Below are 23,578 nucleotides of genomic sequence, written 5' to 3' on the forward strand. Positions count from 1 at the left end.
GGGAGCCCGTCATGAACCAGCAACTCGCGGGCTACGCCCCGACACCCGTCACGGCACGGATGGAGAACCACGGCCATTCCATGCTGAAGGTCGCCATGGCGACCGGCCAGGACCTCTACGCGCGCACCGGCTCGATGGTCGCGTACGAGGGCTTCATCCAGTACGAGCCCAACCCGCCCGCCGTCCGCCAGATCGCCTCGCAGTGGATCACCGGCGAGGGCGCGCCCCTGATGAAGTGCACCGGCGACGGACTGCTCTACCTCGCCGACTACGGCGCCGACGTCGTCGTCGTCAACCTCAACAACGACTCCCTCTCGGTCAACGGCACCAACGTCCTCGCCTTCGACGGCCACCTCACCTGGGGCGTCGAGCGGGTCAAGGGCCTGGCCAAGTTCGCGGGCCAGGGCCTGTGGAACGTCTGCATCTCCGGCACCGGCTGGGTCGCGATCACCTCGCGCGGCACGCCGATCGTCGTGGACTGCGGGCGTGGCGAGGACGAGACGTACGTCGACCCGGACGCGCTCGTCGCCTGGTCCCCGAACCTCAAGGTGAAGGGCAAGCGCAGCTTCAAGGCGTCCTCGCTCATCGGGCGGGGCAGCGGCGAGGCGTTCCAGATGGCCTTCTCCGGTCAGGGGATCGTCGTCGTCCAGCCGAGCGAGGACAGCACCGACCGGCTGCGCGTCCGGCACTGACGGGGAGGGAGAAAACACATCATGCAGAGTTCGCTTTTCGGCCTCACGGAACAGCAGTCCCAGGAGCGCTACACCATCCAGAACCCGCAGCTCCTGCGGGTCGCGCTGACCGGCCACGACGACGTCCTCGCCCGCAAGGGCGCCATGGTCGCCTACCAGGGGCTGATGGAGTTCGACGGCGAGTACCAGTCGAACAGCCAGCGCCGCGCCCGCGCCCACACCGGTGAGGGCCTGGACCTGATGCGCTGCTCCGGGCAGGGCACGGTCTACCTCGCCAACCTGGCGCAGTACATCCATGTCGTGGACGTCGACCGCGACGGCCTGACGGTGGACAGCTCCTACGTCCTGGCGCTCGACTCCTCGCTGCACACCGAGGTCATCGCCGTGGACAGCCAGTACGGCATCTCGGGCACCGGCAAGTACCAGCTCAACATCTCCGGCACCGGCAAGGTCGCCCTGATGACCTCCGGCCAGCCGCTGATGATGCAGGTCACGCCCGACAAGTACGTCAGCGCCGACGCCGACGCCATCGTCGCCTGGTCCACCTCGCTGCGGGTGCAGATGCAGGCCCAGACGCACTCCTCGGGCGTTTTCCGCCGGCGTGGCAACACCGGTGAGGGCTGGGAGCTCAGCTTCCTCGGGCAGGGCTTCGCCCTGGTGCAGCCGAGCGAGCTGATGCCGCCGCAGAACGCCCAGATCGGACAGGGCCTCGCCGCCCAGTACGGCATGGGTCAGCACGGCGCGCACAGCCAGAACCAGAACAACGCCTGGAACTGAGCCACACAGCGACGGCAAACGGTAAGGGGCGGCCTCTCAGGAGGCCGCCCCTTACCGCTGCGCTCGTACGGGCGGCTACCGGCCGCCGTCGAGCGCCGCGCGCGTACGCTCCACCAGCCGGATCACCGAGGCGTCGGCGACCCCGGCCACCTCGTCGTACGTGAACCAGCGCAGGTCGAGGGACTCCTCGCTGATGCTCTCCGTCGCGCCCGACGGTGCCAGCGCCGCGTACTGGACGTCCAGGTGCCAGTGGCACGGCGCGGGAATCGCGTGGCGGTCCAGGACCACCGGCCCGCCCGCCGGCAGCGTCAGCCCGGGAATACCGGACTCCTCCGTCGCCTCCCGCAGCGCGGCGGCCGCCAGCGAGGCGTCACCGGGCTCGCAGTGGCCGCCCATCTGCAGCCACATCCGCAGCTTCCGGTGCAGCGTGAGCAGCACCCGCCCGCGCTCCGGGTCCACCACCAGGGCGCTCGCCGTCAGATGCCCGGCCCCGCAGGACTTCCACATGCCGTCCGGGTGGCGCGCCAGGTGCTCCAGATACGTGTCGCGCAGCTCCTCCTGGGCGGAGCCGGCCCCCGCCCCGTAACCCTTCAGCACGTGGACGGCGTCGTCGTGCAGGCTCACTTGTCGGTGTCGTCCTTGCCGTCGCCCTTGTCCTCGGTATCGCCGTCGTCCGCGCTCTCCGCGCCGGGCGCCGGCTTCTGCGGGCCGTTCGCCGCCTCGCCGAGCATCTTGTCCAGCTCGGAGAAGTCCAGCTGCTCGTGGTGGACGAAGCCGTCCGGGTCGTCCAGGTCGTGAGCGGTCGGGAGCATGTCGGGGTGCTCCCACAGCGCGTCGCGTCCTTCGAGCCCGCGCGCGTCCGTGAGCGAGGCCCACAGCCGCGAGGCGTCCCGCAGCCGGCGCGGACGCAGCTGGAGACCGATCAGCGTGGCGAACGTCTGCTCCGCGGGTCCGCCGGAGGCACGCCGCCTGCGCATCGTCTCGCGCAGCGCGTCGGCCGAGGTCAGCCGGGACTTCGCAGCCGCGTGCACCACCGCGTCCACCCAGCCCTCGACCAGCGCGAGGGCCGTCTCCAGGCGGGCCAGGGCCGCCTTCTGCTCCGGGGTCTCCTCCGGCTGGAACATGCCCTGCTGAAGGGCCTCCTGCAGCTGCTCGGGCTGCGAGGGGTCGAACTGGCCGACCACATCCTCCAGCTTGCTGGTGTCGACCTTGATGCCGCGCGCGTAGCCCTCGACGGCACCGAAGAGGTGCGAGCGGAGCCACGGCACATGGGCGAAGAGCCGCTGGTGGGCGGCCTCGCGCAGGGCCAGGTACAGCCGCACCTCGTCCTGCGGGACGCTCAGGTCCTTGCCGAACCGCTCCACGTTCAGCGGGAGGAGCGCGGCGCGACCCGCCGGGCCCAGCGGAAGGCCGATGTCGGTCGAGCCGACCACCTCGCCCGCCAGCACACCGACGGCCTGCCCGATCTGCTGGCCGAACATGGCGCCGCCCATCGACCGCATCATGCCGATCAGCGGGCCCGCCATCGCCTGCATCTCCTCGGGCAGCACATCGCCCATGGCGAGGCCGACGCGCTCGGCGACCGGGTCCACCAGCTGCTGCCACGCGGGCAGCGTCGCCTCGACCCACTCCGCGCGGCTCCACGCCACGCTGGAGATGGCGCCGGAGGGCATCGACGTCACCCCGTCCAGCCAGAGGTCGGCCAGGCGCAGCGCCTCGTCGACCGCCGAGCGCTCGGCCGGGCCCACGCTTGCGTCCTTGGAGCCGTCCGGGGTGCCCTGCGACACCGTCTGGCGGGCGATCTGCTTGGCCATGTCCCAGTTCACGGGACCGCCCTCGTAGCTCAGCATCTGGCCCAGCTGCTGGAACGCGGCGCCCAGGTCGTTCGGGTTCATCGAGCCGAACATGGCGGCGAAGGGGTTGTCACCGCCCGCACCGGGGCCGAAGCCGAACGGGTTCGCCGGACCGCCCGAACCCTGCCCACCTCCGGTGGGGTCGTTCTTCTTGCCCTGGTCGCCGTCGTCCGGCTCCTCCGGCGGAAGGCCGAATCCGAATGGGGTGTCACTCACGGGTTTCCTCGGCTCGTAGGGCCGCCGGTGGGAACCGACGGCGACTGCCCGACATCACCATCCAGCGTAGACACCAAGTCCGCTCAGGGCCTCAGTGCTCCGCCCGCCCCGGCCCTGCGGCAGGATGGACGCCACCTGGTACGTACGTGTCACGCGGGTACGTACTGAAGACAACCGCTGGAGACGCCCGGTGAGTTCCCCAGATCCGCAGGTTCGCGCAGCGCGAAACCTGGCCGACCCGTCCCCCGAGAACAAGTCCGTCCCCGGCCGCCCCAGAGGCCGCGGCCCCGTCGTGGCCGTCACCGGAGCCGCGACGGGCGTCGGTGAGCTGCTCACCGCCCGTCTCGCGGTCTCCGAGGAGATCAAGCAGGTCATCGCCATCGACGAGCGCCGGGGCGAGGTCTCCGACGCGACCTGGCACCTCCTCGACGTCCGCGATCCCGCCATCGCCGAGAAGCTGCGCGGTGCCGACGTCGTGGTCCACCTGGCGCTCGACCTCGACCTGGAGACCGATCCCGCCGCGCGCACCGCCTACAACGTGCGCGGCACCCAGACCGTGCTGACCGCCGCCGCGGCCGCCGGCGTCCACCGCGTCGTCCTGTGCACCTCCGCCATGGTCTACGGGGCGCTGCCCGACAACGACCTGCCGCTCGCCGAGGACGCCGAGCTGCGGGCCACCGCCGAGGCCACCGGCGTCGGCGACCTGCTGGAGATCGAACGGCTGGGCCGCCGCGCCCCGCGCGCCCACCCCGGGCTCCAGGTCACCGTCGTACGCCCCGCCGTGCTCGTCGGCGGCACGGACACCGCGCTGACCCGCTACTTCGAGTCGCCCCGGCTGCTCGTGGTCGCCGGTTCCCGGCCCGCCTGGCAGTTCTGCCACGTCGAGGACCTGGTCACGGCGCTGGAGTACGCGGCGCTGGAGAAGATCGACGGGGAGTTCGCGGTCGGCTGCGACGGCTGGCTGGAACAGGAGGAGGTCGAGGAGCTGAGCGGGGTGCGCCGGATGGAGCTGCCCTCCGCGGTCGCCCTCGGCGCCGCCGCCCGGCTGCACCGGATCGGTCTGACCCCCTCGCCCGCGGGCGACCTGGCCTACACGATGCACCCCTGGGTGGTCAGCGTGAGCCGGCTGCACGACGCGGGCTGGCGTCCGGGCTGGACCAACGAGGAGGTGCTCGCCGCGCTCCTGGAGGAGGTGGAGGGACGCCACACCGTCGCGGGCCGCCGGCTCGGCCGAAAGGACGCCACCGCGGCCGGTGCCGCCGGCGCGACCGTCGCCCTCCTCGGCACCGCAGCCCTGGTGCGCCGCGCCCGCAAGGCCCGCCGCCGCATCTGAGCGCCCACGCGGCTGCCGGGACCCGGGCGGGCGGCCTGCGGCTGTAGGAGGCTCCAAGGCGCGGCGCGCCCCGCCGGGTGAATCGGCAATTCCGTCCTGTCGGCGCGGTACGGCACGATGGGAGTCATGGCACTCACGTACGACCACCCCGGCGAGCAGACGGCGCAGGACCCGATCCGGCTGCTGGACATCCGTGACACGCCGCTGTCGGTGGACGAGGTCTTCCGGGCGGTCGGCGACGACGCCGCGGGCGGCACCGTGCTCTTCGTCGGCGCCGTGCGCGACCACGACGGCGGGCAGGACGTCGACGGCCTCGGCTACTCGTGCCATCCCTCGGCCGGTGACGAGCTGCGCCGGGTGGCGGAGAAGGTCGTCGCCGACTTCCCGGTCCGGGCGCTGGCCGCCGTCCACCGGGTGGGTGAACTGCGGGTGGGCGATCTCGCCGTGGTCGTGGCGGTCTCCTGCCCCCACCGCGCGGAGGCCTTCGCGGCCTGCCGCAAGCTCATCGACGACCTCAAGCACGAGGTTCCGATCTGGAAGCACCAGCGCTTCTCGGACGGCACGGAGGAATGGGTCGGAGCCTGCTGACCGCGAACCGGAACGGCGGTCATCCGCCCCGATTTGCGTAACCGCACCCCTGCCACGAGCGTTGTTTTTCCGGATGGTTAATCTGCTGATCGGTCAGCTGTGACCGCTCAGGGGGTAGGGAGGTCGACATGGCAGCGCTCGCCTGGTTGTTGATTCCGCTTTTCGCCGCGTTCGGCGCGGCGATATGGGGAAGCTGGGCCGCCCGCAACCGCACGACCGGCGACGTCACCGAACTCGCCGGGTACGCGCGGTTCCGCGAAGCCATGGAGAAGTCGCACTCCGATCCCGAGCCGGTCGAGCAGATATCGAACGCCTGAGGCCGCGTCCCGCCGCCCTCGGCGCACCCGCCCCGGCCCCCGTACGGACCGGCCCCGACGGTGCACGGACAGACCCTTCCCGTACTGTCGTTCCATGCCACGCCGCACCGCGACGATGCTCGCCTCCACGCTGATCCTGATCGCGCTGCTCTGCGCAGGCGTGCTGATCAAAGTGCCGTACTCGGAGATGTCTCCCGGCCCGACCGTGAACACGCTCGGCGACGTCGAGGGCGAGCCCGTCCTGCGGATCACCGGCCACAAGACGTACAAGACGTCCGGCAACCTCAACATGACCACGGTCCGGGTGACCGGCGCCGACTACAACATGAACCTCGTCGAGGCCGTCGCCGGATGGCTGGGCCACGACAGCGTCGTCGTACCGCACGACACCCTCTACCCGGACGGCAAGACGGAGGAGCAGTCGACGCAGGAGAACGCCGAGGAGTTCAGCCAGTCGCAGGAGAGTGCCAAGGTCGCGGCGCTCGAGGAACTGAACATCCCCGTCACCTCGCACGTCGTGGTCTCCACCGTCGTCAAGGACAGCCCCTCCCAGGGCAGGCTGCACGCGGGCGACATCATCAAGAACGTCGACGGCACCGCGGTCGAGAAGCCCGAGGACGTCGCGAAGCTCGTCACCCGGCACAAGCCCGGCGAGAAGGTCACCTTCACGGTCGTCCCGGCCAAGACCGCCGCGGCGGCGGAGAAGGCCGGCAAGGAGCCGAAGGGCACCGAGAAGGTCACCCTCACCACCGTGAAGGCTCCCAAGGACGACCGCGCGATCGTCGGCATCCAGGCGGGGACGGACCACACCTTCCCGTTCGACATCGACATCAAGCTGGCCGACGTGGGCGGTCCGAGCGCGGGGCTGATGTTCTCCCTGGGCATCGTCGACAAGCTGACCCCGGGGAAGCTGACGGGCGGCAAGTTCATCGCCGGCACCGGCACCATCGACGACGCCGGCAAGGTCGGCCCCATCGGCGGGATCACCATGAAGCTGGTCGGCGCCCGCGAAGCCGGCGCCCGCTACTTCCTCACGCCCGACGACAACTGCTCGGCCGCCGCCTCCGACACCCCCGACGGGCTCACCCTGATCCGCGTCAAGACCATCGACGACGCCAGGAAGTCGCTGGAGAAGCTCCGCACGGGGGACACGGCCGGGCTGCCGAGCTGCTCGGCAGGCTGACCGCACCCCCGGGCGGAGCGGGCGGGTCAGGACTCGAAGGTGGCGGCCAGCGCCTCGGCCAGACCCGGGACCAGACCGGCACCGGTCAGCACCTCGCTCGCCGAGTCCTTCTCCCGCAGGCGTACGGCCGACTCGCGCGCCCCGTCCCGCAGGACGGCCACCGTCATCCGCACCTCCTGCCGGTCCGGGTGCTGGGCGACCCACTTGGTGAGCCGCTTGTCGTCGAGCCCGTCCGGCACGGACGCCTCGGCGGACGGCGGCAGCATCAGCCGCTCCACCGTCATCGCGCAGCCGACGACCGCGTCGGGCCAGGCGATCGTGGCGAGGAACTCGTCCAGCGCCGTGCCGGCCGGCAGCTCCTCCTGCTCGACCGGGGTCAGCGCGGCACCCTTCGCACCGTCGTCGAGGCCGAGCTGGGAGGCGAGACCGGGCTCCTGGGCCCGCAGCCGCGCCGTGTCGACCAGGGCGAAGAGCCGGGCGGGCTGGTCCCAGCCGAGGGTGGAGACGTACTCGTCGATTTCGAGCACCGCGACGGTGAGCGGGCTCGCGGCCATCGGGGGGCCTGAGGGGGAAACGTTGGACATGGACAACATCCTGCCTCCTTCCGCCCCGGGAACGGGAACTAGGTAAAGCATCAGTAAGTTGAAGGGATGGGCTCTACGATCGCTGGGCCCGCTCCACACGACCCGCGAACTTCGAGGTGCGCACGTTGGCTTTCCAGATGCCGGACCGCGGCGGAGGCCCGACCGGGCCACGGATCAGAGTCGGCCGCCCGTCCCGGCGCGCCCGAACCCTGCTCATGACACTCGGCGTCCTGGCGATTCTCGCCATGGCGTTCGTCATGTTCGCCGGGTTCTGGACGGACTGGCTCTGGTACAGGTCGGTCGCGTATTCGTCCGTCTTCACCACCACTCTGTGGACCAAGATCGGACTGTTCCTCGTCTTCGGACTGCTGATGGCCGTGGCCGTCGGTCTGAACATCTGGCTCGCGCACCGGCTCCGGCCGCCGCTGAGCGCGATGTCGCTGGAGCAGCAGAGCCTGGACCGCTACCGGATGAGCCTCGCCCCGTACAAGAAGTGGGTGCTGCTCGCGGTCACCGCGCTGGTCGGTCTGATCGCCGGCGCCTCCGCCTCGGGTCAGTGGCGCACCTGGCTGATGTACGTGAACGGCGTGTCGTTCGGCCAGAAGGACCCCCAGTTCCATCTGGACGTGTCCTTCTACGCCTTCGACCTGCCCTGGTACCGCTTCCTGCTGGGCTTCGGCTTCGCGGCGACGGTGCTCTCCCTGATCGCCGCCGCGCTGACGCACTACCTGTACGGCGGGCTGCGCGTCACGAGCCCCGGCGCGCGTGCGACGGGTGCGGCCACCGGCCACCTGTCGGTGCTGCTCGGCGTCTTCGTCACGCTGAAGGCGGTGGCGTACTGGCTGGACCGCTACGGACTGGCGGTGAAGTCCAGTGACTTCAAGGCCACGGACAACTGGACGGGTCTGCGGTACGTCGACGCCAACGCCTACCTCCCGGCGAAGACGATCCTGTTCTGCATCGCCGCGATCTGCGCCGTGCTGTTCTTCGCGACGCTGTGGCGGCGCACCTGGCAGCTGCCGGTCATCGGCTTCGGACTCATGGTCCTCTCGGCCATCCTGATCGGCGGTCTCTACCCGGCGATCGTGCAGAAGTTCCAGGTCCAGCCGAACGAGCAGGCCAAGGAAGCCCCGTTCATCCGGAAGAACATCGAGGCCACGCGCGACGCCTACGACATCGACGACGCGCAGGTCTCGGACTACACCGGCAAGTCCACCGAGGACGACGACGCCAAGCTCCGGGCGGCGGCCAACGACGCGGCGAGCTACCGCGTGATGGACCCCAACGTCGTCTCGCCGGCCTTCCAGCAGCTCCAGCAGAAGAGGAACTACTACCAGTTCCCCAAGACGCTGGACGTCGACCGGTACGAGGACGCCTCCGGCAAGGAGCAGGACACGGTCATCGGTCTGCGCGAGCTCAACATCCAGGGCATCCCCAAGCGCAACTGGATCAACGACCACTTCACCTACACCCACGGCTACGGCGCCATTGCCGCCCGGGGGACCACGACCGGCAAGAACCCGAAGGGATCTCCCGACTTCACGGAGTCCGGACTGCCGACCACCGGCGACCTGGGCACGTACCAGCAGGAGATCTACTACGGCGAGAAGACCGAGCAGTACTCCATCGTCGGCGGGCCCCAGAAGGAGCTCGACTACGAGGAGGACGGCGAGAAGACCACCAGCTACAAGGGCAAGAGCGGGGTCAGCCTCTCCAACGCGTTCAACCGCGCCGCGTACGCCGTGGCGTTCAGCGAGCCGCAGATCCTGTACTCGGGCGCCATCGGCGACGGTTCGCGGATCCTCTACAACCGCACGCCCAAGGAGCGCGTCGAGGCGGTGGCCCCCTGGCTCACCATCGACGGCGACGCCTACCCGGCCGTGGTGAACAAGCGGATCCAGTGGGTCGTCGACGCCTACACGACGACCAACGGCTACCCGTACGCCTCGCGGACCACGCTCGGTGACACCACGGCCGACTCGCTGACCACCAACCAGCGCGCGGTCGTCGCCCAGCAGAACCAGGTCAACTACATCCGCAACTCGGTGAAGGCCACCGTCGACGCGTACGACGGCACGGTCACGCTGTACGAGTGGGACACCAAGGACCCGGTCCTCAAGACCTGGCGCAAGGCGTTCCCCGGGACCGTGAAGCCCCGGGCGGACATCCCGCAGGACCTGATGGACCACCTGCGCTACCCGCAGGACCTGTTCAAGGTGCAGCGCGAGCTGCTGACCCGTTACCACGTCACGAGCCCCGCCCAGTTCTACAGCGGCAGTGACGCCTGGCAGGTCCCGGACGACCCGACCAACAAGGAGTCCGGCTCCGTCCCGCCGTACTACCTGAGCATAAAGATGCCGGGACAGACGGCCCAGAAGTTCTCGCTGACCACGACGTTCACCCCGAAGGGACGGCCCGACCTCGGGGCGTTCATGGCGGTGGACGCCGACGCGGCCAGCAAGGACTACGGGACGATAAGACTCCTGAGAGTCACCGGCGCGGTGAAGGGCCCCGGCCAGGTACAGAGTGAGCTCAACGGCAACGACGACGTCGCCGAGTTCGTGAGAAACCTCAAGGGCACCGACTCCGACATCGAGTACGGCAACCTGCTGACCGTGCCGCTCGAAGGGGGCTTCCTCTACATCGAGCCGGTCTACACGCGCGGTGGCACGCAGAACTATCCGCTGCTGCGCAAGGTCGCCGCCTCGTACGGCTCGAAGATCGTTTTCGAGAACAGTCTCGGTGAGGCACTCAACGCCGTCTTCGGGGCCGAGGGTTCGGATACGAGCGAGCCACCGGGCGACACGACGGAGCCGCCGGACACCAGTCAGCCGCCGGCCACCGGTGACGCCGCGCTCAAGAAGGCCATCGCCGACGCGCAGAAGGCGTACGACGAAGGCGAGGCGGCCCTGAAGAAGCAGGACTGGGCTGCCTACGGCAAGGCGCAGACCGATCTCCAGGACGCTCTGGAGCGGGCGGCCGCCGCCCAGTCCAAGGCCGCCGACGACGGCAAGGCCGACGGTGGCGGCAAGAAGACCGACAGCGGCGACAAGGAAGACAAGGCCGACAAGGCCGGTGCTACGGACAAAGCGAGCGATGAGGGCGGGGGCTGAGTAACCCGGTAAAGCTCCACCCCCGCGTCGTGATACGGTTTGAACACAACGACGCGGGGTGGAGCAGCTCGGTAGCTCGCTGGGCTCATAACCCAGAGGTCGCAGGTTCAAATCCTGTCCCCGCTACTGAAAGACGAAGGCCCGGATCCTCCAGGGGATCCGGGCCTTCGTCGTGCCGTGGCGACTTTCTCGCGAGGTGGGCGTGAAGTGCGGTTCGGGGGGCACGAGTTGGCCGGGGACGTGTTTGACTTGTCTCTCTGTGGGCATGTCGACAAAACGCTGTAGTGACCTCACTGACCGCGATATACCAGGTGTACGCGGGTTACAGGTGGTGCGACGATGGTATTTATGGGGGACAGGGCAACTCTGTTGAAGACAGGGCGGTTTGCGCGGGGTCACGTCCATCCGGCGGAAAAGATGGCGGATGTGGTGTTTGCCGCTGCCGCCGCGCAGTACAAAGACACCATCGAGAGCCCCCAGCCCTCCGAGACCGCCCAGCCTTCCGAGACCACCGAGATCTTCGAGAACGCGGAGAGTGCCGCGACCGCCGAGACCGCAGAGACCATCGAATCCGCCGACGGCGTGGAGAACGCCGAGGGGGCGGAGACCGCGGCGAGCGCGGACAGCGCCGAGAGCGAGGCCCGCCACCGTCGCGCCGCCGACGCCGGAGACACCGCCTCGATGAGCGTGCTCGGCGCGCTGCTCCTGCGCCGCGGTGACCTCGCGGGCGCCGAGCCCTACCTGCGCGGCGCCACCGCCGACGGGGACCGGGCCGCCGCCAACAACCTGGGCGTTCTGCTGCACCAGCGCGGCTACCCCGACGAGGCGGCCGGCTGGTGGCGGACCGCCGCCGTGGCCGGCTCCGCCGCCGCCGCGCACGCCCTGGGCCGCCACTTCCGCGAGCGCGGGGACGAGCCCGCCGCCGAGTACTGGCTGCGTCAGTCCGCCGAGCAGGGCCACGCGCTGGGCGCGTACGCCCTCGCCGACCTCCTGGAGCACCGCAGCGACGTCGGCGCCGAGCGCTGGCTGCGCGCCGCCGCCGAGCAGGGCCACCGCGAGGCGGCCTACCGGCTGGCCCGGCTGCTCGAACGCAACGCCGCCGACGCCGCCCACGACGCGTTCGGCCGCCCCGGCCTGGGCCCCCGCACCGGTGCGGAGCACGCCGGGCCCCGCCGCACCGCCAAGGGCGACGGCCCCGTCGCGGGCCCCGACGCCTCGCGCACCGGCGAGGCCGAGCAGTGGTACCGGCAGGCCGCCGCGCGCGGACACCGGCGCGCCGCCCTGCACCTCGGCGCCATCCTCGAACAGCGCGGCGAGCTCAAGGAGGCCGGCCGCTGGTACCTCATCTCGGCCAAGGCCGGCGAGGCGCGGGCCGCCTGCGCGCTCGGCTTCCTGCTGCGCGACGCGGGGGACCGGGAGAGTGCCGCCGTGTGGTGGCTGCGCGCGGCCCAGGACGGCGACGGCAACGCCGCGAACGCCCTGGGCGCGCTGCACGCGGCCCGGGGCGAGCAGCAGACCGCCGAGCGGTGGTACCGCGCGGCCATGGACGCGGGCGACGTCAACGGCGCCTACAACCTCGGGCTGCTCTGCGCCGCCCAGGACCGCACCGCCCAGGCCGAGCAGTGGTACCGCCGCGCCGCCTACGCGGGCCACCGCGAGGCCGCCAACGCGCTGGCCGTGCTCCTGCTCCAGGCCGGCGACCCGGCGGGTGCCGAGCCCTGGTTCTCCAAGGCGGCCGAGGCGGGCAGCGTCGACGCCGCCTTCAACCTCGGCATCCTCTACGCCGGCCGCGACGAGGACCGCACGGCCCTGCTCTGGTACGAGCGGGCCGCGGCGGCCGGGCACACCGAGGCGGCGCTCCAGGTCGGCATGGCGCTCCTGCACCACGGCGAGGAGCAGGAGGCCGAGCGGCATCTGCGCTGCGCGGCGGGCGGCGGCAGCGCGGAGGCCGCCTTCCGGCTGGCCGGGCTGCTCGACGCACGGCAACCGCCGCCCGGCCCGCTCGTACCACTCCTCGCACTCGGTCTTCTCCGGCAGCGGCTCGCCCAGGGCGGGCGGGCCGCTGCCGGCGCGCGCACACCACCGCTGCCCCTCGGTCAGCTCACCGCGGCGCGGCGGCGCGCGGCGAGCAGGGCCAGCCGCAGCGCGGCCCGTCCGTGCCCGTCGGCGGCGGCGCGGGTCCACGGCCTCGCGCTCGCTGCCCTCGCGGGCGAGGAGCAGGCCGAGGTTGAACGCGCCGTTGCGGCTGCCGGAGAAGACCGAGTGCGAGGAGTGGTACGAGCGGGCCGCCGAGCAGGGGCACCGCCGTGCCCAGGTCCGCGTCGGCATGCTCGCCGCGACCCGCGGGGACGTGGAGAGCGCCGGCCGCTGGTACCGGGAGGCGGCCGAGTCCGGCAGCCGCAACGGCGCGTTCAACCTCGGCCTGCTCCTCGCCCGCGAGGGCAGCGAGCGCGAGGCCGCCCTGTGGTGGACCCGCGCCGCCGCCGACGGGCACGGACGGGCCGCGCTGCGGCTGGCCCTGCTCGCCGCGCGCCGCGGTGAGCTGACCGAGGGGCAGCGGTGGTGTGCGCGCGCGGTCGAGCTGGGGCCGGCGGAGGTCGCGGAGCGCGCGGCGCGGCTGCGCGAGGCGCTGCACCAGGAGCTGACGGCGTAGGACGCGCGACGCCGTGCGCCGGGCCGGCCCGCTTCGGCGGGCCCGTAATGAATTTGCGCTGGTCCGGGCCGTCCCGTAGGGTTGTGAACACAACGACGCGGGGTGGAGCAGCTCGGTAGCTCGCTGGGCTCATAACCCAGAGGTCGCAGGTTCAAATCCTGTCCCCGCTACTGAATACAGAGGGCCGGATCTTTTCGAAGATCCGGCCCTCTGTCGTATCCGGCTGTGGTGCCACATGCGGAAACCGCCCCCGAAGGGGCGGTTCGGCGTTCAGGCCGCCGTGGCGCAGTCCGGGCAGATGCCCCGGTAGGTCAGTTCGACGCCGGAGATGGTGAAGCCGAAACGCTCACCGGCCGGCAGGTCCGCCAGCGGGTCGCCCGACGGGTGCACGTCGCGGATGGCGCCGCACCGTGCGCAGACCAGGTGGTGATGGGCGCGGTGTGCGTTGGGGTCGTAGCGCTTGGCGCGGCGGTCGGTGGAGACCTCGATGACCTCGCCGAGGCTCACCATCTCGCCCAGCGTGTTGTAGACGGTGGCCCGGGAGATCTCGGGCAGCTTGGCCACCGCGCGTGCGTGGACCTCGTCGGCCGTCAGGTGCACGTGGTCGCCGTCGAGGACCTCGGCCACGACGCGCCGCTGCGCGGTCATGCGCCAGCCGCGTCCTCGAAGTCGTTCCAGCAGGTCACTCATGGGCGCCATTCTAGCAGCGCACGAGCCATGTCTTGAATAGGTGCGACTTTGGATGTTCATTTGACTTAGACTTTGTCCAATGTAGGATCGTTTACGGCATCGACCGGAGGACAGGAAGGTCGGACGCCGTGCACGCCATGAAGGCATGACGTGCGGAAACGACGCAGGAGGCGCACGTGACGCAGGGACCGCTCACCACGGAGGCCGGCGCACCGGTCGCCGACAACCAGCAGAGCGAGACCGCCGGTCCGGGCGGCCCGGTCCTGGTGCAGGACCAGTCGCTGCTGGAGAAGCTGGCGCACTTCAACCGCGAGCGCATTCCGGAGCGTGTGGTGCACGCCCGCGGCGCCGGCGCGTACGGGACGTTCACGGTGACCCGTGACGTGTCGCAGTGGACGCGGGCGAAGTTCCTCTCCGAGGTCGGCAAGCAGACCGAGACGTTCCTGCGCTTCTCCACCGTCGCGGGCAACCTCGGTGCGGCCGACGCCGTACGGGACCCGCGCGGCTTCGCGCTGAAGTTCTACACCGAGGAGGGCAACTACGACCTCGTCGGCAACAACACCCCGGTGTTCTTCATCAGGGACGCCATCAAGTTTCCCGACTTCATCCACACCCAGAAGCGCGACCCGTACACCGGCTCCCAGGAGGCGGACAACGTCTGGGACTTCTGGGGTCTGTCGCCCGAGTCCACCCACCAGGTGACCTGGCTGTTCGGCGACCGGGGCATCCCCGCCTCGTACCGCCACATGGACGGCTTCGGCTCGCACACCTACCAGTGGAGCAACGAGGCCGGCGAAGTCTTCTGGGTCAAGTACCACTTCAAGACCGACCAGGGCATCAAGACCCTCACCACCGACGAGGCCAACCGCCTCTCCGGTGTGGACCCGGACAGCCACCAGCGGGACCTGCGCGAGTCCATCGAGCGCGGCGACTTCCCGTCGTGGAGCGTGCAGGTGCAGATCATGCCGGCGGCCGACGCGGCGACGTACCGGTTCAACCCGTTCGACCTCACCAAGGTGTGGCCGCACGCGGACTACCCGCCGGTCGAGATCGGCAGGCTGGAGCTGAACCGGAACCCGGAGAACATCTTCGCCGAGGTCGAGCAGTCGGTCTTCAGCCCGGCGCACTTCGTGCCCGGCATCGGGCCGTCCCCGGACAAGATGCTCCAGGGCCGCCTGTTCGCGTACGGCGACGCGCACCGCTATCGCGTCGGCATCAACGCCGACCACCTGCCGGTGAACCGCCCGCACGCCACCGAGGCGCGGACCAACAGCCGTGACGGCTACCTGTACGACGGCCGCCACCAGGGTGCGAAGAACTACGAGCCGAACAGCTTCGGCGGTCCCGCCGAGACGGGCCGGCCGCTGTGGGAGCCCACCCCCGTCGCGGGGCCCACGGGCACCCACGAGACCCCCCGGCACGCCGAGGACGACGACTTCGTGCAGGCCGGGAACCTCTACCGGCTGATGACCGAGGACGAGAAGGCCCGGCTGATCGACAACCTCTCCGGGTTCATCGCCAAGGTCTCGCGCGACGCCATCGCCGAGCGCGCGATCGGGAACTTCCGCCGTGCCGACGAGGACTTCGGCAAGCGGCTGGAGGCGGCCGTGCAGGCGCTGCGCGCCTGAGTCCCCTCGGTCGTACCGGCCCGGCCCCGCACCCGGGGGCCGGGCCGGTCGTGTGCGCGGGGCGGGTCAGCCGACCAGTTCGGCCGGGCGGCGGGGGGACGGGGTCCAGCAGCGGATGATGTCGCGTACCGAGACGATGCCGACCGGGCCGTCGTCTTCCAGCACGATCAGATGGCGGAAGCCGCCGTGGGTCATGGCCGCCGCGGCCTCTTCGAGCGTCCAGGCGGGCGCGGCGAAGACGACGTCGGTGGTGGTGTGGGCGGACGCGGTCTCGGTGTCGGGGTCCTGGCCCGATCCGACGGCGTTGAGGATGTCGCGCTCGGTGAGGATGCCGAGCCCGCAGGTGTCCGGGTCGTGCACGACGGCCGCGCCGATGCGGCGGGCCGCCATCAGCCGGGCGGCCTGGCGCAGGGTATGGGCCGGGCCGATGGTCAGGACCATCGTGCTCATGGCGTCACGGACGAGCATGAAGAGAGCCACCTCCTCGGTGAAGCGGCTGCGTGAGCCGATTCACAAGTTCACAAGTGGGGGAAGTGTCAGGGTTGCACCGATGCGGCGGTACGGCAAGGGGTCGCGCGGATCGGCGAAGGGGCGTGCGGACATGCCGCACGCCCCTCGGGCGCCCCTGCGCCGCCCGGCCGGCGGCACCGCGCTCAGTAACGCTGGTTCAGATAGCCCAGCAGCTCGTGGTGGAGCACTCCGTTCGACGCCGCGCCGTTCCCGCCGCCCGGCCCGTCCACACCGTCCAGACTGGTGAACCTGCCCCCCGCCTCCTGGACGATGATCGCGTTCGCCGCCATGTCCCACAGCGAGAGCTCCGGCTCCGCGCAGATGTCCACCGACCCCTCGGCGACCATCATGTACGGCCAGAAGTCGCCGTAACCCCGGGTGCGCCAGCAGGCCCGCGTCAGGTCCATGAACCCGTCGAGCCGGCCCTGCTCCTCCCAGCCGGTGAGTGAGGAGTACGCGAACGAGGCGTCCGCGATCCGCTCCACCTGGGACACCCGCAGCCGGGTCGCGGAGGTCAGACTGCGGCCGGTGTACGCCCCCGCGCCCTTCGCCGCCCACCAGCGCCGGTTCAGCGCGGGCGCCGACACCACCCCCATGACCGGCTGGAAGCCGTCCTCGCCCGCCTCCATCAGCGAGATCAGCGTCGCCCAGACCGGCACGCCCCGCACGTAGTTCTTGGTGCCGTCGATCGGGTCGATCACCCAGCGCCGCGGCCCCGAGCCCTCGATCCCGTACTCCTCGCCCAGGATCGCGTCGCGCGGGCGCGCCCGCTGGAGGTGACCCCGGATGAGCTCCTCGGCGGCCTTGTCGGCCTCGCTCACCGGCGTCATGTCCGGCTTGGTCTCGACCTTGAGGTCCAGAGCCTTGAACCGGTCCATCGTCACCGCGTCGGCGGCGTCCGCCAGTACATGGGCCAGGCGCAGATCATCGTGGTAATCGGGCATGCCGTCACAGTATCGACCCGCCGGTGAGCCGGACCACACGGGCCCGGGGGCGGCTACTGCGCGGAGCCGGAGAGCTGGAGCCCGATCACGCCGAGGATCACCAGCGAGATCGACACCAGCTTGAGCGTGGAGACCACGTCGTCGAGGAACACCATGCCGTAGATCGCCGTGCCCGCAGCGCCGATGCCGGTCCACACGGCGTACGCGGGCCCCACGTCGAGTTTCTTCAGCGACAGGGTCAGCAGACCGAAGCTGCCGAGCGCGAAGACGCAGAACGCGATGGTCGGCCAGAGCCGGCTGAAGCCGTGCGAGAGCTTCAGGCAGACCGCGAAACCGGTCTCCAGGAGCCCCGCGACCACGACCAGCAGCCACGCCATCGTCCGCACCCTCCGCGTTGGTCGCCCTGCACCAGCCGGTGCCGCTGGGCGTGATTATGCACTTACCGCAACCGAGTGATCGCAAACGTGCCCGGCCCGGTCGCCGCGCGTTCGTACGGCGTCCGGGCCGATGACCCGTCAGTCGCCCTCGCGCCGGTTGCGGGTGGACAGCAGCCGGCGCAGCGAGTCCAGCCGCGCCGGATCCGCGTGCCCCGCCGCCACCCAGGCGTCGAGCGCGCATTCCGGTTCGTGGCTGTCGTGGGTGCAGCCGCGTGGGCACTCCTCCGTACCGGGCTGGAGGTCCGGGAAGGCGTTGATGACCCGCGACGGGTCGATGTGGTTCAGCCCGAACGAGCGCACGCCCGGGGTGTCGATCACCCAGCCCCGGTAGCCCGGCAGCGGCAGGGCGAGCGCCGAGGTGGTGGTGTGCCGGCCCCGTCCGGTGACCGCGTTGACGACCCCCGTGGTGCGCCGCTTCTCCTTCGGCACCAGCGCGTTGACCAGCGTGGTCTTGCCGACGCCCGAGTGCCCGACGAAGGCGGTCACCCGGTCGTTGAGCTGTTCGCGGACCCGGTCGGCCGCGTCCCCGTTCTCCAGCTCCTCGCGGCTGGTCACGACGAACGGCACCCCCAGCGGGGTGTACGCGCTCAACAGCTTGTCCGGGGACGCCAGGTCGGACTTGGTCAGCACCAGGAGGGGGGAGAGGCCCCCGTCGTACGCGGCGACCAGGCAGCGGTCGATCATGCGCGGACGGGGTTCCGGATCGGCCAGCGCCGTGACGATCGCCAGCTGGTCCGCGTTGGCCACGACCACCCGCTCGAACGGGTCGTCGTCGTCCGCCGTCCGGCGCAGCACCGAGCGCCGCTCACCGATGCGGACGATCCGGGCGAGGGTGTCCTTGTCGCCGGACAGGTCGCCGACGAGGGAGACCGTGTCGCCCACCACCGCGGCCTTGCGGCCCAGCTCGCGGGCCTTCATGGCGACGATCGTGCGGTCACCGACGAGGACGGTGAGGCGGCCCCGGTCCACGGTGAGGACCATGCCGTCCTCGGCGTCCTCGTGCTTGGGCCGGATGTGGGTGCGCGGGCGGTTGCCCTTGCGGTTGGGGCGGACGCGGATGTCGTCCTCGTCGGGGTTCTTGCCGTAGCGGCGCATGTCTCAGGCCCCGAGCATTCCGGTCCACATCTGCGGGAAGTCGGGCAGGGTCTTGGCGGTCGTCGCCACGTTCTCGATCTCCACTCCGGGGACGGCAAGGCCGATGATCGACCCCGCGGTGGCCATCCGGTGGTCGTCGTACGTATGGAAGGTACCGCCGTGCAGCGGGCGCGGGCGGATGTGCAGGCCGTCCGCGGTCTCGGTGACATCGCCGCCGAGCTCGTTGATCTCCTTGGTGAGCGCGGCGAGCCGGTCCGTCTCGTGCAGCCGGAGGTGGGCGACGCCGCTCAGCGTGGAGGGGGAGTCGGCCAGGGCCGCGACGGCGGCGATGCCGGGGGTCAGCTCGCCGACCTCGCCGAGGTCCACGTCGATGCCGTGGATGCGGCCCGAGCCGGTGAAGGTCAGCCCGTGCTCGGTCAGTTCGCAGCTGCCGCCCATCGCGGTGAAGATCTGGCGCAGCGCGTCACCGGGCTGCGTGGTGCGCAGCGGCCAGTCCGGGATGGTCACCCGGCCGCCGGTGACCAGCGCCGCCGCCAGGAACGGCTGGGCGTTGGACAGGTCCGGCTCGATGGTCAGGTCGCGGCCGAGGAGGGCGGAGGGGGAGACCCGCCACACGTTCGGCTCGCCGCCCGTCTCCGGCTCGTCCACCTGCGCGCCGACGGCCCGGAGCATGTCGACGGTCATCCGGATGTGCGGCATCGAGGGGAGCCGGTCGCCGGTGTGGCGGACCTCCACCCCCTGGTTGAAGCGCGGCGCGGACAGCAGCAGCGCCGAGACGAACTGGGAGGACGAGGACGCGTCGATCGCGACCGGGCCGCCGTCCAGCGCCCCGCCGCCGTGCACGGTCATCGGCAGCGAGCCCCGGGAGTCGTCGTCGATCCGGGCACCGAGGACCCGCAGGGCGTCGATCACCCCGGTCAGCGGGCGCTCGTAGGAGCGCGGGTCGCCGTCGAAGCGGACGGGGCCGTCGGCGAGCGCGGCGACGGGGGGCAGGAAGCGCATGACCGTACCGGCGTTGCCGACGTCGACGGTGACCGGGCCGTGCAGGGGCGCGGGAATGACCCGCCAGGCCTCGCCCGCGAGCTCCGGACCGCCGGCCGCGCCGGTCGCCGAGGAGCTGGAGGAGACCGTCTCCTCGATGCGTACGCCCATCGCGCGCAGCGCGTCCGCCATCAGCAGGGTGTCGCGGGAGCGCAGCGGGCGGCGCAGCCAGCCCGGCTCCGACGAGAGCGCGGCGAGCACCAGCGCGCGGTTGGTGACCGACTTGGAACCGGGCACGGTGACGGTCGCGTCGACGGCTCCGCTCGCGACGGGGGCGGGCCAGAGGACGGGGTGCACGGCGCTTTCGGTCATGCGCTCACTTTAGAGGTTTGGCCCGGGGTGAGCCCGGTCACAGCCCCAGCAGCCAGCGCCCGCCGCCGATCAGGGAGCACAGCGACACCGCGTGGAAGAGGAACAGCCACAGCGCCGCCGGGACGTCGGTCAGCCGGGACAGCTGGTCCGCGTCCGAGTCCGGCGCCCCGCCGTGCCGCCGCTTCGACTGGAGCTCGAAGACCGGGCGCACCCCGCCCAGCAGCAGGAACCACACCGCGCTGTACGCGAACAGCGACTGCCAGGCGGGCGAGGCCAGCCACGACACCAGCAGGAACACCGAACCGGTGAGGATCACCGTCAGCGCCCCGTACACGTTGCGGATCATCACCAGCATCGCCGCGAGCAGGGCCGTGGCCACCCACAGCAGCAGTGTGATCCGGCCGTCCACCAGCAGCCAGGCGCCGCCGAGCCCCAGCAGCGAGGGCGCGGTGTAGCCCGCCGCGGCGGTCAGGACCATGCCGATACCCGTCGGCTTGCCCCGGCTCACGGTGAGCCCGCTGGTGTCCGAGTGGAGCCGGATGCCCGAGAGCTGCCGGCCGGTGAGCAGCGCGACCAGCCCGTGGCCGCCCTCGTGGGCGATGGTGATCGTGTTCCGGGACAGCCGCCATATGACGTTGGGGACGACCGCGATGAGCGCCGCCGTCGCGGTCACCACCACCAGCCACTGCTCCGGTGCGGGCTGGGTGCCGACGACGCGGTCCCACAGGTTGCCGAGATCGGTGCTGTCCATGAGGTGGGCGGCTCCTTGCGGAAGTGGGGTCCGGTCGGGACGGCGGTCGTGGCAGTCTGGCACTTATGTGCGGACGGTATGCAGCGAGTCGGCGGCCCGAGGATCTGACCGGACTCTTCCAGGTGGAGAAGTGGGAACCGGCCGAGACGCTGGAGGCCGATTACAACGTGGCGCCGACCAAGGAGGTCTACGCCGTACTGGAACGTCCTGTGAAAGACGCGGACGACCAGCGTCCGGTTCGCCAGATGCGCGCACTGAAATGGGGTCTCGTCCCGTCCTGGGCCAAGAACCCGGAGGGCGCCGCCCGGATGATCAACGCGCGGGCCGAGACCGTGCACGAGAAGCCCTCCTTCCGCCGCCCCTTCCTCTCCCGGCGCTGCATCCTGCCCGCCGACGGCTATTACGAGTGGGTGACCGGCGCCGAGGAACGGCAGCTGGAGGAGAAGGGCCGCCGCAAGCGCCCCCGCAAGCAGCCCTACTTCGTGACCCCGGCCGACGGGTCGGTCTTCGCCATGGCCGGTCTGTACGAGTTCTGGCGCGACCGCACCCTGCCCGACGACCACCCGCAGGCCTGGTGGGTCACGTGCTCGGTGATCACCACCGAGGCGGAGACCACCCCGCTCGCCGTCGCCCCCGCCGAAGGGCCGTCCTCGCTCGCCGACATCCACCCCCGGATGCCGCTGATGCTCACCCCGGACCGCTGGGACGACTGGCTGGACCCCTCGCACACCGACCCGGAGGAGCTGCGCGCCCTGCTCGCACCGCCGCCGCCCGGCCTGATGCGCGCCTACCCGGTGGCGACCGCCGTCAGCAACGTCCGCAACAACGGCCCCGAGCTGAAGGACGAGCTGGCCGAGCCCGAGGTGAGCACCCTCTTCTGAGCCCCCGCGCCCTCCGCGTACCGCACACCGGGTGTTGGTTGGATGGGCCCGTGAACACCGACGCCGTGACACCCCGCACCGAAACGGTCGATACCGAGGCCGGAACCGCCCGGATCACCTGGCTCGCGGCCTGTGCCCCCCGCCTCCTGCTCGCCCTCGGCCACGGCGCCGGCGGCGGCATCGAGGCCCGCGACCTCAAGGCCCTCGGCGCCGCCCTGCCCGCGCACGGGGTGAGCGTCGCACTCGTGGAGCAGCCCTGGCGGGTCGCCGGCAAGAAGCTCGCGCCCGCCCCGAAGACCCTGGACACCGGCTGGCGCGGAGTCTGGCCGGTCCTCGCCGCCTCCGGGCTCCCGGTCGTCGCCGGCGGGCGCAGTGCCGGCGCCCGGGTGGCCTGCCGCACCGCCGCCGGGCTCGGCGCGCGGGCGGTCCTCGCGCTCAGCTTCCCGCTGCACCCGCCGGGGCGCCCCGAGAAGACCCGCGCCGACGAACTGCTGGGCTCCGGAGTGCCCACCCTCGTCGTCCAGGGCGGCAACGACCCCTTCGGGAAGCCCGCCGAATTCCCGCCGGGCGACTACCGGATCACCGAGGTGCCGTACGGCGACCACGGCTTCGCCGTACCCAGGAAGTCCGGGCTCACCGAGGAGCGGGCGATGGAGATCCTCACCACATCGGTCACCGGGTGGCTGGCCGGAATCGGCTGAACCGGAACGGGCGCGGGGCCCGGGAATGCCCGGCACAGGGGCGCTGTTGTTCCGGACATCGGTACGCCAACGTCGTAAGTGGAGAGGGAGTCCGTCGCATGGGTTCGACCATCTGCCCGCGTCGCACAGACGCCGCTGACCTGGAGTGGACGGTCCTGCATGCGGCCAAGACCACTCCCGAGCGCTCACTCGGCGGAACGGATCGACAGCCCGCGCCGGACCAAGGTCGACTATTCTCCGATTCGAGCGGGTCCGGTTTCGGCTCCGCCCCAGCGTTGGAGGAGGTGGGTCCGGTCACAGGGACCGACACAGGGACCGACGACGGCCGCCCGCAGGAGACGACGGCCGAGCGCAACTCGCGTTTCGAGCGCGACGCCCTCGGTTTCCTCGACCAGATGTACTCGGCCGCCCTGCGCATGACGCGCAACCCCGCGGACGCCGAGGACCTGGTCCAGGAGACGTATGCCAAGGCGTACGGCTCCTTCCATCAGTTCCGTGAGGGCACCAACCTCAAGGCGTGGATGTACCGCATCCTCACGAACACCTTCATCAACTCGTACCGCAAGAAGCAGCGCGAACCCCAGCGCAGCGCCGCCGAGGAGATCGAGGACTGGCAGCTGGCCCGCGCCGAGTCGCACATGTCGACCGGGCTGCGCTCCGCCGAGTCGCAGGCGCTCGACCACCTGCCCGACTCGGACGTGAAGTCCGCGCTGCAGGCGATCCCGGAGGAGTTCCGCATCGCGGTCTATCTCGCCGATGTCGAGGGCTTTGCCTACAAGGAGATCGCGGACATCATGGGGACTCCCATCGGTACGGTGATGTCCCGACTGCACCGGGGCCGCCGTCAGCTGCGCGGCATGCTGGAGGACTACGCCCGTGACCGCGGGCTCGTCCCCGCCGGCGCCGGTGAGTCGGACGATCGGAAAGGCTCGGGCTCATGAGCTGCGGAGAGCCGCACGAGACGGAGTGCGCAGAGGTCCTCGATCACCTCTACGAGTTTCTCGACCGGGAGATGCCCGACAGCGACTGCACCAAGTTCGAGGCGCATTTCGTCGAGTGTTCCCCCTGCCTGGAGAAGTACGGCCTGGAGAAGGCCGTGAAGAAGCTGGTCAAGCGCTGCTGCGGTCAGGACGACGTACCGGCCGACCTGCGCTCGAAGGTGATGGGCCGCATCGACCTCATCCGCTCGGGACAGGCGGTGCCGGAACAGGACGTCACGGTCTCCGGCACCGAGGTGCCGACCGCCGCCAAGGAATGACCCGCCCCTAGGGCCCTAGGG

General features: G+C 71.1%; 23 protein-coding genes and 2 tRNA genes. 15 read left to right on the top strand and 10 right to left on the bottom strand.

Annotation, left to right across the window (positions count from 1 at the left end; all coding sequences use genetic code 11):
- The first annotated feature begins 11 nt into the window (after nt 1-11).
- Together EAO73_RS08485 and EAO73_RS08490 are read left to right on the top strand one after the other, a co-directional pair.
- The gene (locus EAO73_RS08485) at nt 12-692 is read left to right on the top strand and encodes an AIM24 family protein (RefSeq protein WP_093706427.1); all 681 of its coding nucleotides are present in this window, start codon (nt 12-14) and stop codon (nt 690-692) included.
- A 21-nt stretch (nt 693-713) separates the two neighbouring features.
- The gene (locus EAO73_RS08490) at nt 714-1,469 is read left to right on the top strand and encodes an AIM24 family protein (protein ID WP_147970786.1); all 756 of its coding nucleotides are present in this window, start codon (nt 714-716) and stop codon (nt 1,467-1,469) included.
- Nucleotides 1,470-1,544: 75 nt separating this feature from the next.
- On the opposite strand, the gene EAO73_RS08495 is transcribed toward EAO73_RS08490, so the two are convergent.
- Nucleotides 1,545-2,093 (bottom strand): NUDIX hydrolase, encoded by a 549-nt coding sequence (locus EAO73_RS08495; protein ID WP_147970787.1) that lies wholly within the window; start codon nt 2,091-2,093, stop codon nt 1,545-1,547.
- Nucleotides 2,090-3,538, bottom strand: a complete 1,449-nt coding sequence (locus EAO73_RS08500) for a zinc-dependent metalloprotease (RefSeq protein ID WP_147970788.1) — start codon at nt 3,536-3,538, stop codon at nt 2,090-2,092. Before EAO73_RS08500 ends, EAO73_RS08495 begins: the two co-directional genes overlap by 4 nt.
- A 190-nt stretch (nt 3,539-3,728) precedes the next feature.
- Between EAO73_RS08500 and EAO73_RS08505 the strand changes: the two genes are divergently transcribed.
- From EAO73_RS08505 to EAO73_RS08520, 4 genes are all read left to right on the top strand, one after another.
- Nucleotides 3,729-4,871: an SDR family oxidoreductase gene (locus EAO73_RS08505; protein WP_147970789.1), complete on the top strand. Its 1,143-nt coding sequence runs from the start codon at nt 3,729-3,731 to the stop codon at nt 4,869-4,871.
- Nucleotides 4,872-4,997: 126 nt separating this feature from the next.
- Nucleotides 4,998-5,459, top strand: coding sequence for a molybdenum cofactor biosynthesis protein MoaE (locus EAO73_RS08510; protein WP_147970790.1), 462 nt, complete (start codon nt 4,998-5,000; stop codon nt 5,457-5,459).
- A 128-nt stretch (nt 5,460-5,587) separates the two neighbouring features.
- On the top strand, nt 5,588-5,776 hold the full coding sequence (locus EAO73_RS08515; protein ID WP_147970791.1) for a hypothetical protein: 189 nt from the start codon (nt 5,588-5,590) through the stop codon (nt 5,774-5,776).
- 94 nt (nt 5,777-5,870) lie between these two features.
- Nucleotides 5,871-6,959 carry a PDZ domain-containing protein gene (locus EAO73_RS08520; protein WP_147970792.1) on the top strand — a complete coding sequence of 363 codons (1,089 nt, stop codon included), beginning with the start codon at nt 5,871-5,873 and terminating at the stop codon, nt 6,957-6,959.
- Nucleotides 6,960-6,985: 26 nt separating this feature from the next.
- Here the strand turns inward: EAO73_RS08520 and EAO73_RS08525 are convergent, their stop codons facing one another.
- Nucleotides 6,986-7,552 (bottom strand): PPA1309 family protein, encoded by a 567-nt coding sequence (locus EAO73_RS08525; RefSeq protein ID WP_263576297.1) that lies wholly within the window; start codon nt 7,550-7,552, stop codon nt 6,986-6,988.
- 128 nt (nt 7,553-7,680) lie between these two features.
- On the opposite strand from EAO73_RS08525, the gene EAO73_RS08530 reads away from it, so the two are divergent.
- The 4 genes from EAO73_RS08530 (at nt 7,681) to EAO73_RS08555 (ending at nt 13,479) form a co-directional block, all read left to right on the top strand.
- Nucleotides 7,681-10,656, top strand: a complete 2,976-nt coding sequence (locus EAO73_RS08530; RefSeq protein ID WP_191134020.1) for a UPF0182 family protein — start codon at nt 7,681-7,683, stop codon at nt 10,654-10,656.
- A gap of 52 nt (nt 10,657-10,708) precedes the next feature.
- Nucleotides 10,709-10,782: transfer RNA gene (locus EAO73_RS08535), tRNA-Met, on the top strand.
- Nucleotides 10,783-11,073: 291 nt separating this feature from the next.
- Nucleotides 11,074-13,197, top strand: coding sequence for a tetratricopeptide repeat protein (locus EAO73_RS08540; protein ID WP_224756212.1), 2,124 nt, complete (start codon nt 11,074-11,076; stop codon nt 13,195-13,197).
- A 208-nt stretch (nt 13,198-13,405) separates the two neighbouring features.
- Nucleotides 13,406-13,479, top strand: a tRNA-Met gene (locus tag EAO73_RS08555).
- Nucleotides 13,480-13,579: 100 nt separating this feature from the next.
- Here EAO73_RS08555 and EAO73_RS08560 read toward each other — a convergent pair.
- Nucleotides 13,580-13,999: a Fur family transcriptional regulator gene (locus EAO73_RS08560; RefSeq protein ID WP_147970794.1), complete on the bottom strand. Its 420-nt coding sequence runs from the start codon at nt 13,997-13,999 to the stop codon at nt 13,580-13,582.
- Nucleotides 14,000-14,175: 176 nt separating this feature from the next.
- On the opposite strand from EAO73_RS08560, the gene EAO73_RS08565 reads away from it, so the two are divergent.
- Nucleotides 14,176-15,627, top strand: a complete 1,452-nt coding sequence (locus EAO73_RS08565; RefSeq protein ID WP_147970795.1) for a catalase — start codon at nt 14,176-14,178, stop codon at nt 15,625-15,627.
- Between the two features lie 66 nt (nt 15,628-15,693).
- On the opposite strand, the gene EAO73_RS08570 is transcribed toward EAO73_RS08565, so the two are convergent.
- From EAO73_RS08570 to EAO73_RS08595, 6 genes are all read right to left on the bottom strand, one after another.
- Nucleotides 15,694-16,095, bottom strand: coding sequence for a cyclic nucleotide-binding/CBS domain-containing protein (locus EAO73_RS08570; protein WP_147970796.1), 402 nt, complete (start codon nt 16,093-16,095; stop codon nt 15,694-15,696).
- 185 nt (nt 16,096-16,280) lie between these two features.
- On the bottom strand, nt 16,281-17,081 hold the full coding sequence (hisN, locus tag EAO73_RS08575) for a histidinol-phosphatase (RefSeq protein WP_147970797.1): 801 nt from the start codon (nt 17,079-17,081) through the stop codon (nt 16,281-16,283).
- A 53-nt stretch (nt 17,082-17,134) separates the two neighbouring features.
- Complete coding sequence (locus EAO73_RS08580) at nt 17,135-17,458, bottom strand: DMT family transporter (protein ID WP_147970798.1); 324 nt, start codon at nt 17,456-17,458, stop codon at nt 17,135-17,137.
- Nucleotides 17,459-17,596: 138 nt separating this feature from the next.
- On the bottom strand, nt 17,597-18,613 hold the full coding sequence (gene rsgA, locus EAO73_RS08585) for a ribosome small subunit-dependent GTPase A (protein WP_147970799.1): 1,017 nt from the start codon (nt 18,611-18,613) through the stop codon (nt 17,597-17,599).
- 3 nt (nt 18,614-18,616) lie between these two features.
- Nucleotides 18,617-19,966: a 3-phosphoshikimate 1-carboxyvinyltransferase gene (gene aroA, locus EAO73_RS08590; protein WP_147970800.1), complete on the bottom strand. Its 1,350-nt coding sequence runs from the start codon at nt 19,964-19,966 to the stop codon at nt 18,617-18,619.
- 37 nt (nt 19,967-20,003) lie between these two features.
- Nucleotides 20,004-20,717 (bottom strand): M50 family metallopeptidase, encoded by a 714-nt coding sequence (locus EAO73_RS08595; RefSeq protein ID WP_147970801.1) that lies wholly within the window; start codon nt 20,715-20,717, stop codon nt 20,004-20,006.
- A 65-nt stretch (nt 20,718-20,782) separates the two neighbouring features.
- On the opposite strand from EAO73_RS08595, the gene EAO73_RS08600 reads away from it, so the two are divergent.
- From EAO73_RS08600 to rsrA, 4 genes are all read left to right on the top strand, one after another.
- The gene (locus EAO73_RS08600; RefSeq protein WP_147970802.1) at nt 20,783-21,598 is read left to right on the top strand and encodes an SOS response-associated peptidase; all 816 of its coding nucleotides are present in this window, start codon (nt 20,783-20,785) and stop codon (nt 21,596-21,598) included.
- Between the two features lie 50 nt (nt 21,599-21,648).
- Nucleotides 21,649-22,299, top strand: coding sequence for an alpha/beta family hydrolase (locus EAO73_RS08605; RefSeq protein WP_147970803.1), 651 nt, complete (start codon nt 21,649-21,651; stop codon nt 22,297-22,299).
- Between the two features lie 284 nt (nt 22,300-22,583).
- Nucleotides 22,584-23,240: a sigma-70 family RNA polymerase sigma factor gene (locus tag EAO73_RS08610; RefSeq protein ID WP_191133971.1), complete on the top strand. Its 657-nt coding sequence runs from the start codon at nt 22,584-22,586 to the stop codon at nt 23,238-23,240.
- Nucleotides 23,237-23,557: a mycothiol system anti-sigma-R factor gene (gene rsrA / locus EAO73_RS08615; RefSeq protein WP_147970805.1), complete on the top strand. Its 321-nt coding sequence runs from the start codon at nt 23,237-23,239 to the stop codon at nt 23,555-23,557. Before EAO73_RS08610 ends, rsrA begins: the two co-directional genes overlap by 4 nt.
- The last annotated feature ends 21 nt before the right edge of the window (nt 23,558-23,578 follow it).

This window comes from Streptomyces sp. col6 (genome assembly GCF_008042035.1).
GTDB lineage: Bacteria > Actinomycetota > Actinomycetes > Streptomycetales > Streptomycetaceae > Streptomyces.

What these genes read in the sequence shown, in the direction of transcription:
- EAO73_RS08530 (WP_191134020.1), top strand. Translation starts at nt 7,681, where the DNA reads ATGCCGGACCGCGGCGGAGGCCCGACCGGGCCACGGATCAGAGTCGGC.
- EAO73_RS08510 (WP_147970790.1), top strand. Translation starts at nt 4,998, where the DNA reads ATGGCACTCACGTACGACCACCCCGGCGAGCAGACGGCGCAGGACCCG.
- EAO73_RS08485 (WP_093706427.1), top strand. Translation starts at nt 12, where the DNA reads ATGAACCAGCAACTCGCGGGCTACGCCCCGACACCCGTCACGGCACGG.
- rsrA (WP_147970805.1), top strand. Translation starts at nt 23,237, where the DNA reads ATGAGCTGCGGAGAGCCGCACGAGACGGAGTGCGCAGAGGTCCTCGAT.
- EAO73_RS08595 (WP_147970801.1), bottom strand. Translation starts at nt 20,717, where the DNA reads ATGGACAGCACCGATCTCGGCAACCTGTGGGACCGCGTCGTCGGCACC.
- EAO73_RS08540 (WP_224756212.1), top strand. Translation starts at nt 11,074, where the DNA reads ATGGCGGATGTGGTGTTTGCCGCTGCCGCCGCGCAGTACAAAGACACC.
- rsgA (WP_147970799.1), bottom strand. Translation starts at nt 18,613, where the DNA reads ATGCGCCGCTACGGCAAGAACCCCGACGAGGACGACATCCGCGTCCGC.
- EAO73_RS08580 (WP_147970798.1), bottom strand. Translation starts at nt 17,458, where the DNA reads ATGGCGTGGCTGCTGGTCGTGGTCGCGGGGCTCCTGGAGACCGGTTTC.
- EAO73_RS08525 (WP_263576297.1), bottom strand. Translation starts at nt 7,552, where the DNA reads ATGTTGTCCATGTCCAACGTTTCCCCCTCAGGCCCCCCGATGGCCGCG.
- EAO73_RS08520 (WP_147970792.1), top strand. Translation starts at nt 5,871, where the DNA reads ATGCCACGCCGCACCGCGACGATGCTCGCCTCCACGCTGATCCTGATC.
- EAO73_RS08515 (WP_147970791.1), top strand. Translation starts at nt 5,588, where the DNA reads ATGGCAGCGCTCGCCTGGTTGTTGATTCCGCTTTTCGCCGCGTTCGGC.
- EAO73_RS08560 (WP_147970794.1), bottom strand. Translation starts at nt 13,999, where the DNA reads ATGAGTGACCTGCTGGAACGACTTCGAGGACGCGGCTGGCGCATGACC.
- EAO73_RS08490 (WP_147970786.1), top strand. Translation starts at nt 714, where the DNA reads ATGCAGAGTTCGCTTTTCGGCCTCACGGAACAGCAGTCCCAGGAGCGC.
- aroA (WP_147970800.1), bottom strand. Translation starts at nt 19,966, where the DNA reads ATGACCGAAAGCGCCGTGCACCCCGTCCTCTGGCCCGCCCCCGTCGCG.
- EAO73_RS08600 (WP_147970802.1), top strand. Translation starts at nt 20,783, where the DNA reads ATGTGCGGACGGTATGCAGCGAGTCGGCGGCCCGAGGATCTGACCGGA.
- EAO73_RS08570 (WP_147970796.1), bottom strand. Translation starts at nt 16,095, where the DNA reads ATGCTCGTCCGTGACGCCATGAGCACGATGGTCCTGACCATCGGCCCG.
- hisN (WP_147970797.1), bottom strand. Translation starts at nt 17,081, where the DNA reads ATGCCCGATTACCACGATGATCTGCGCCTGGCCCATGTACTGGCGGAC.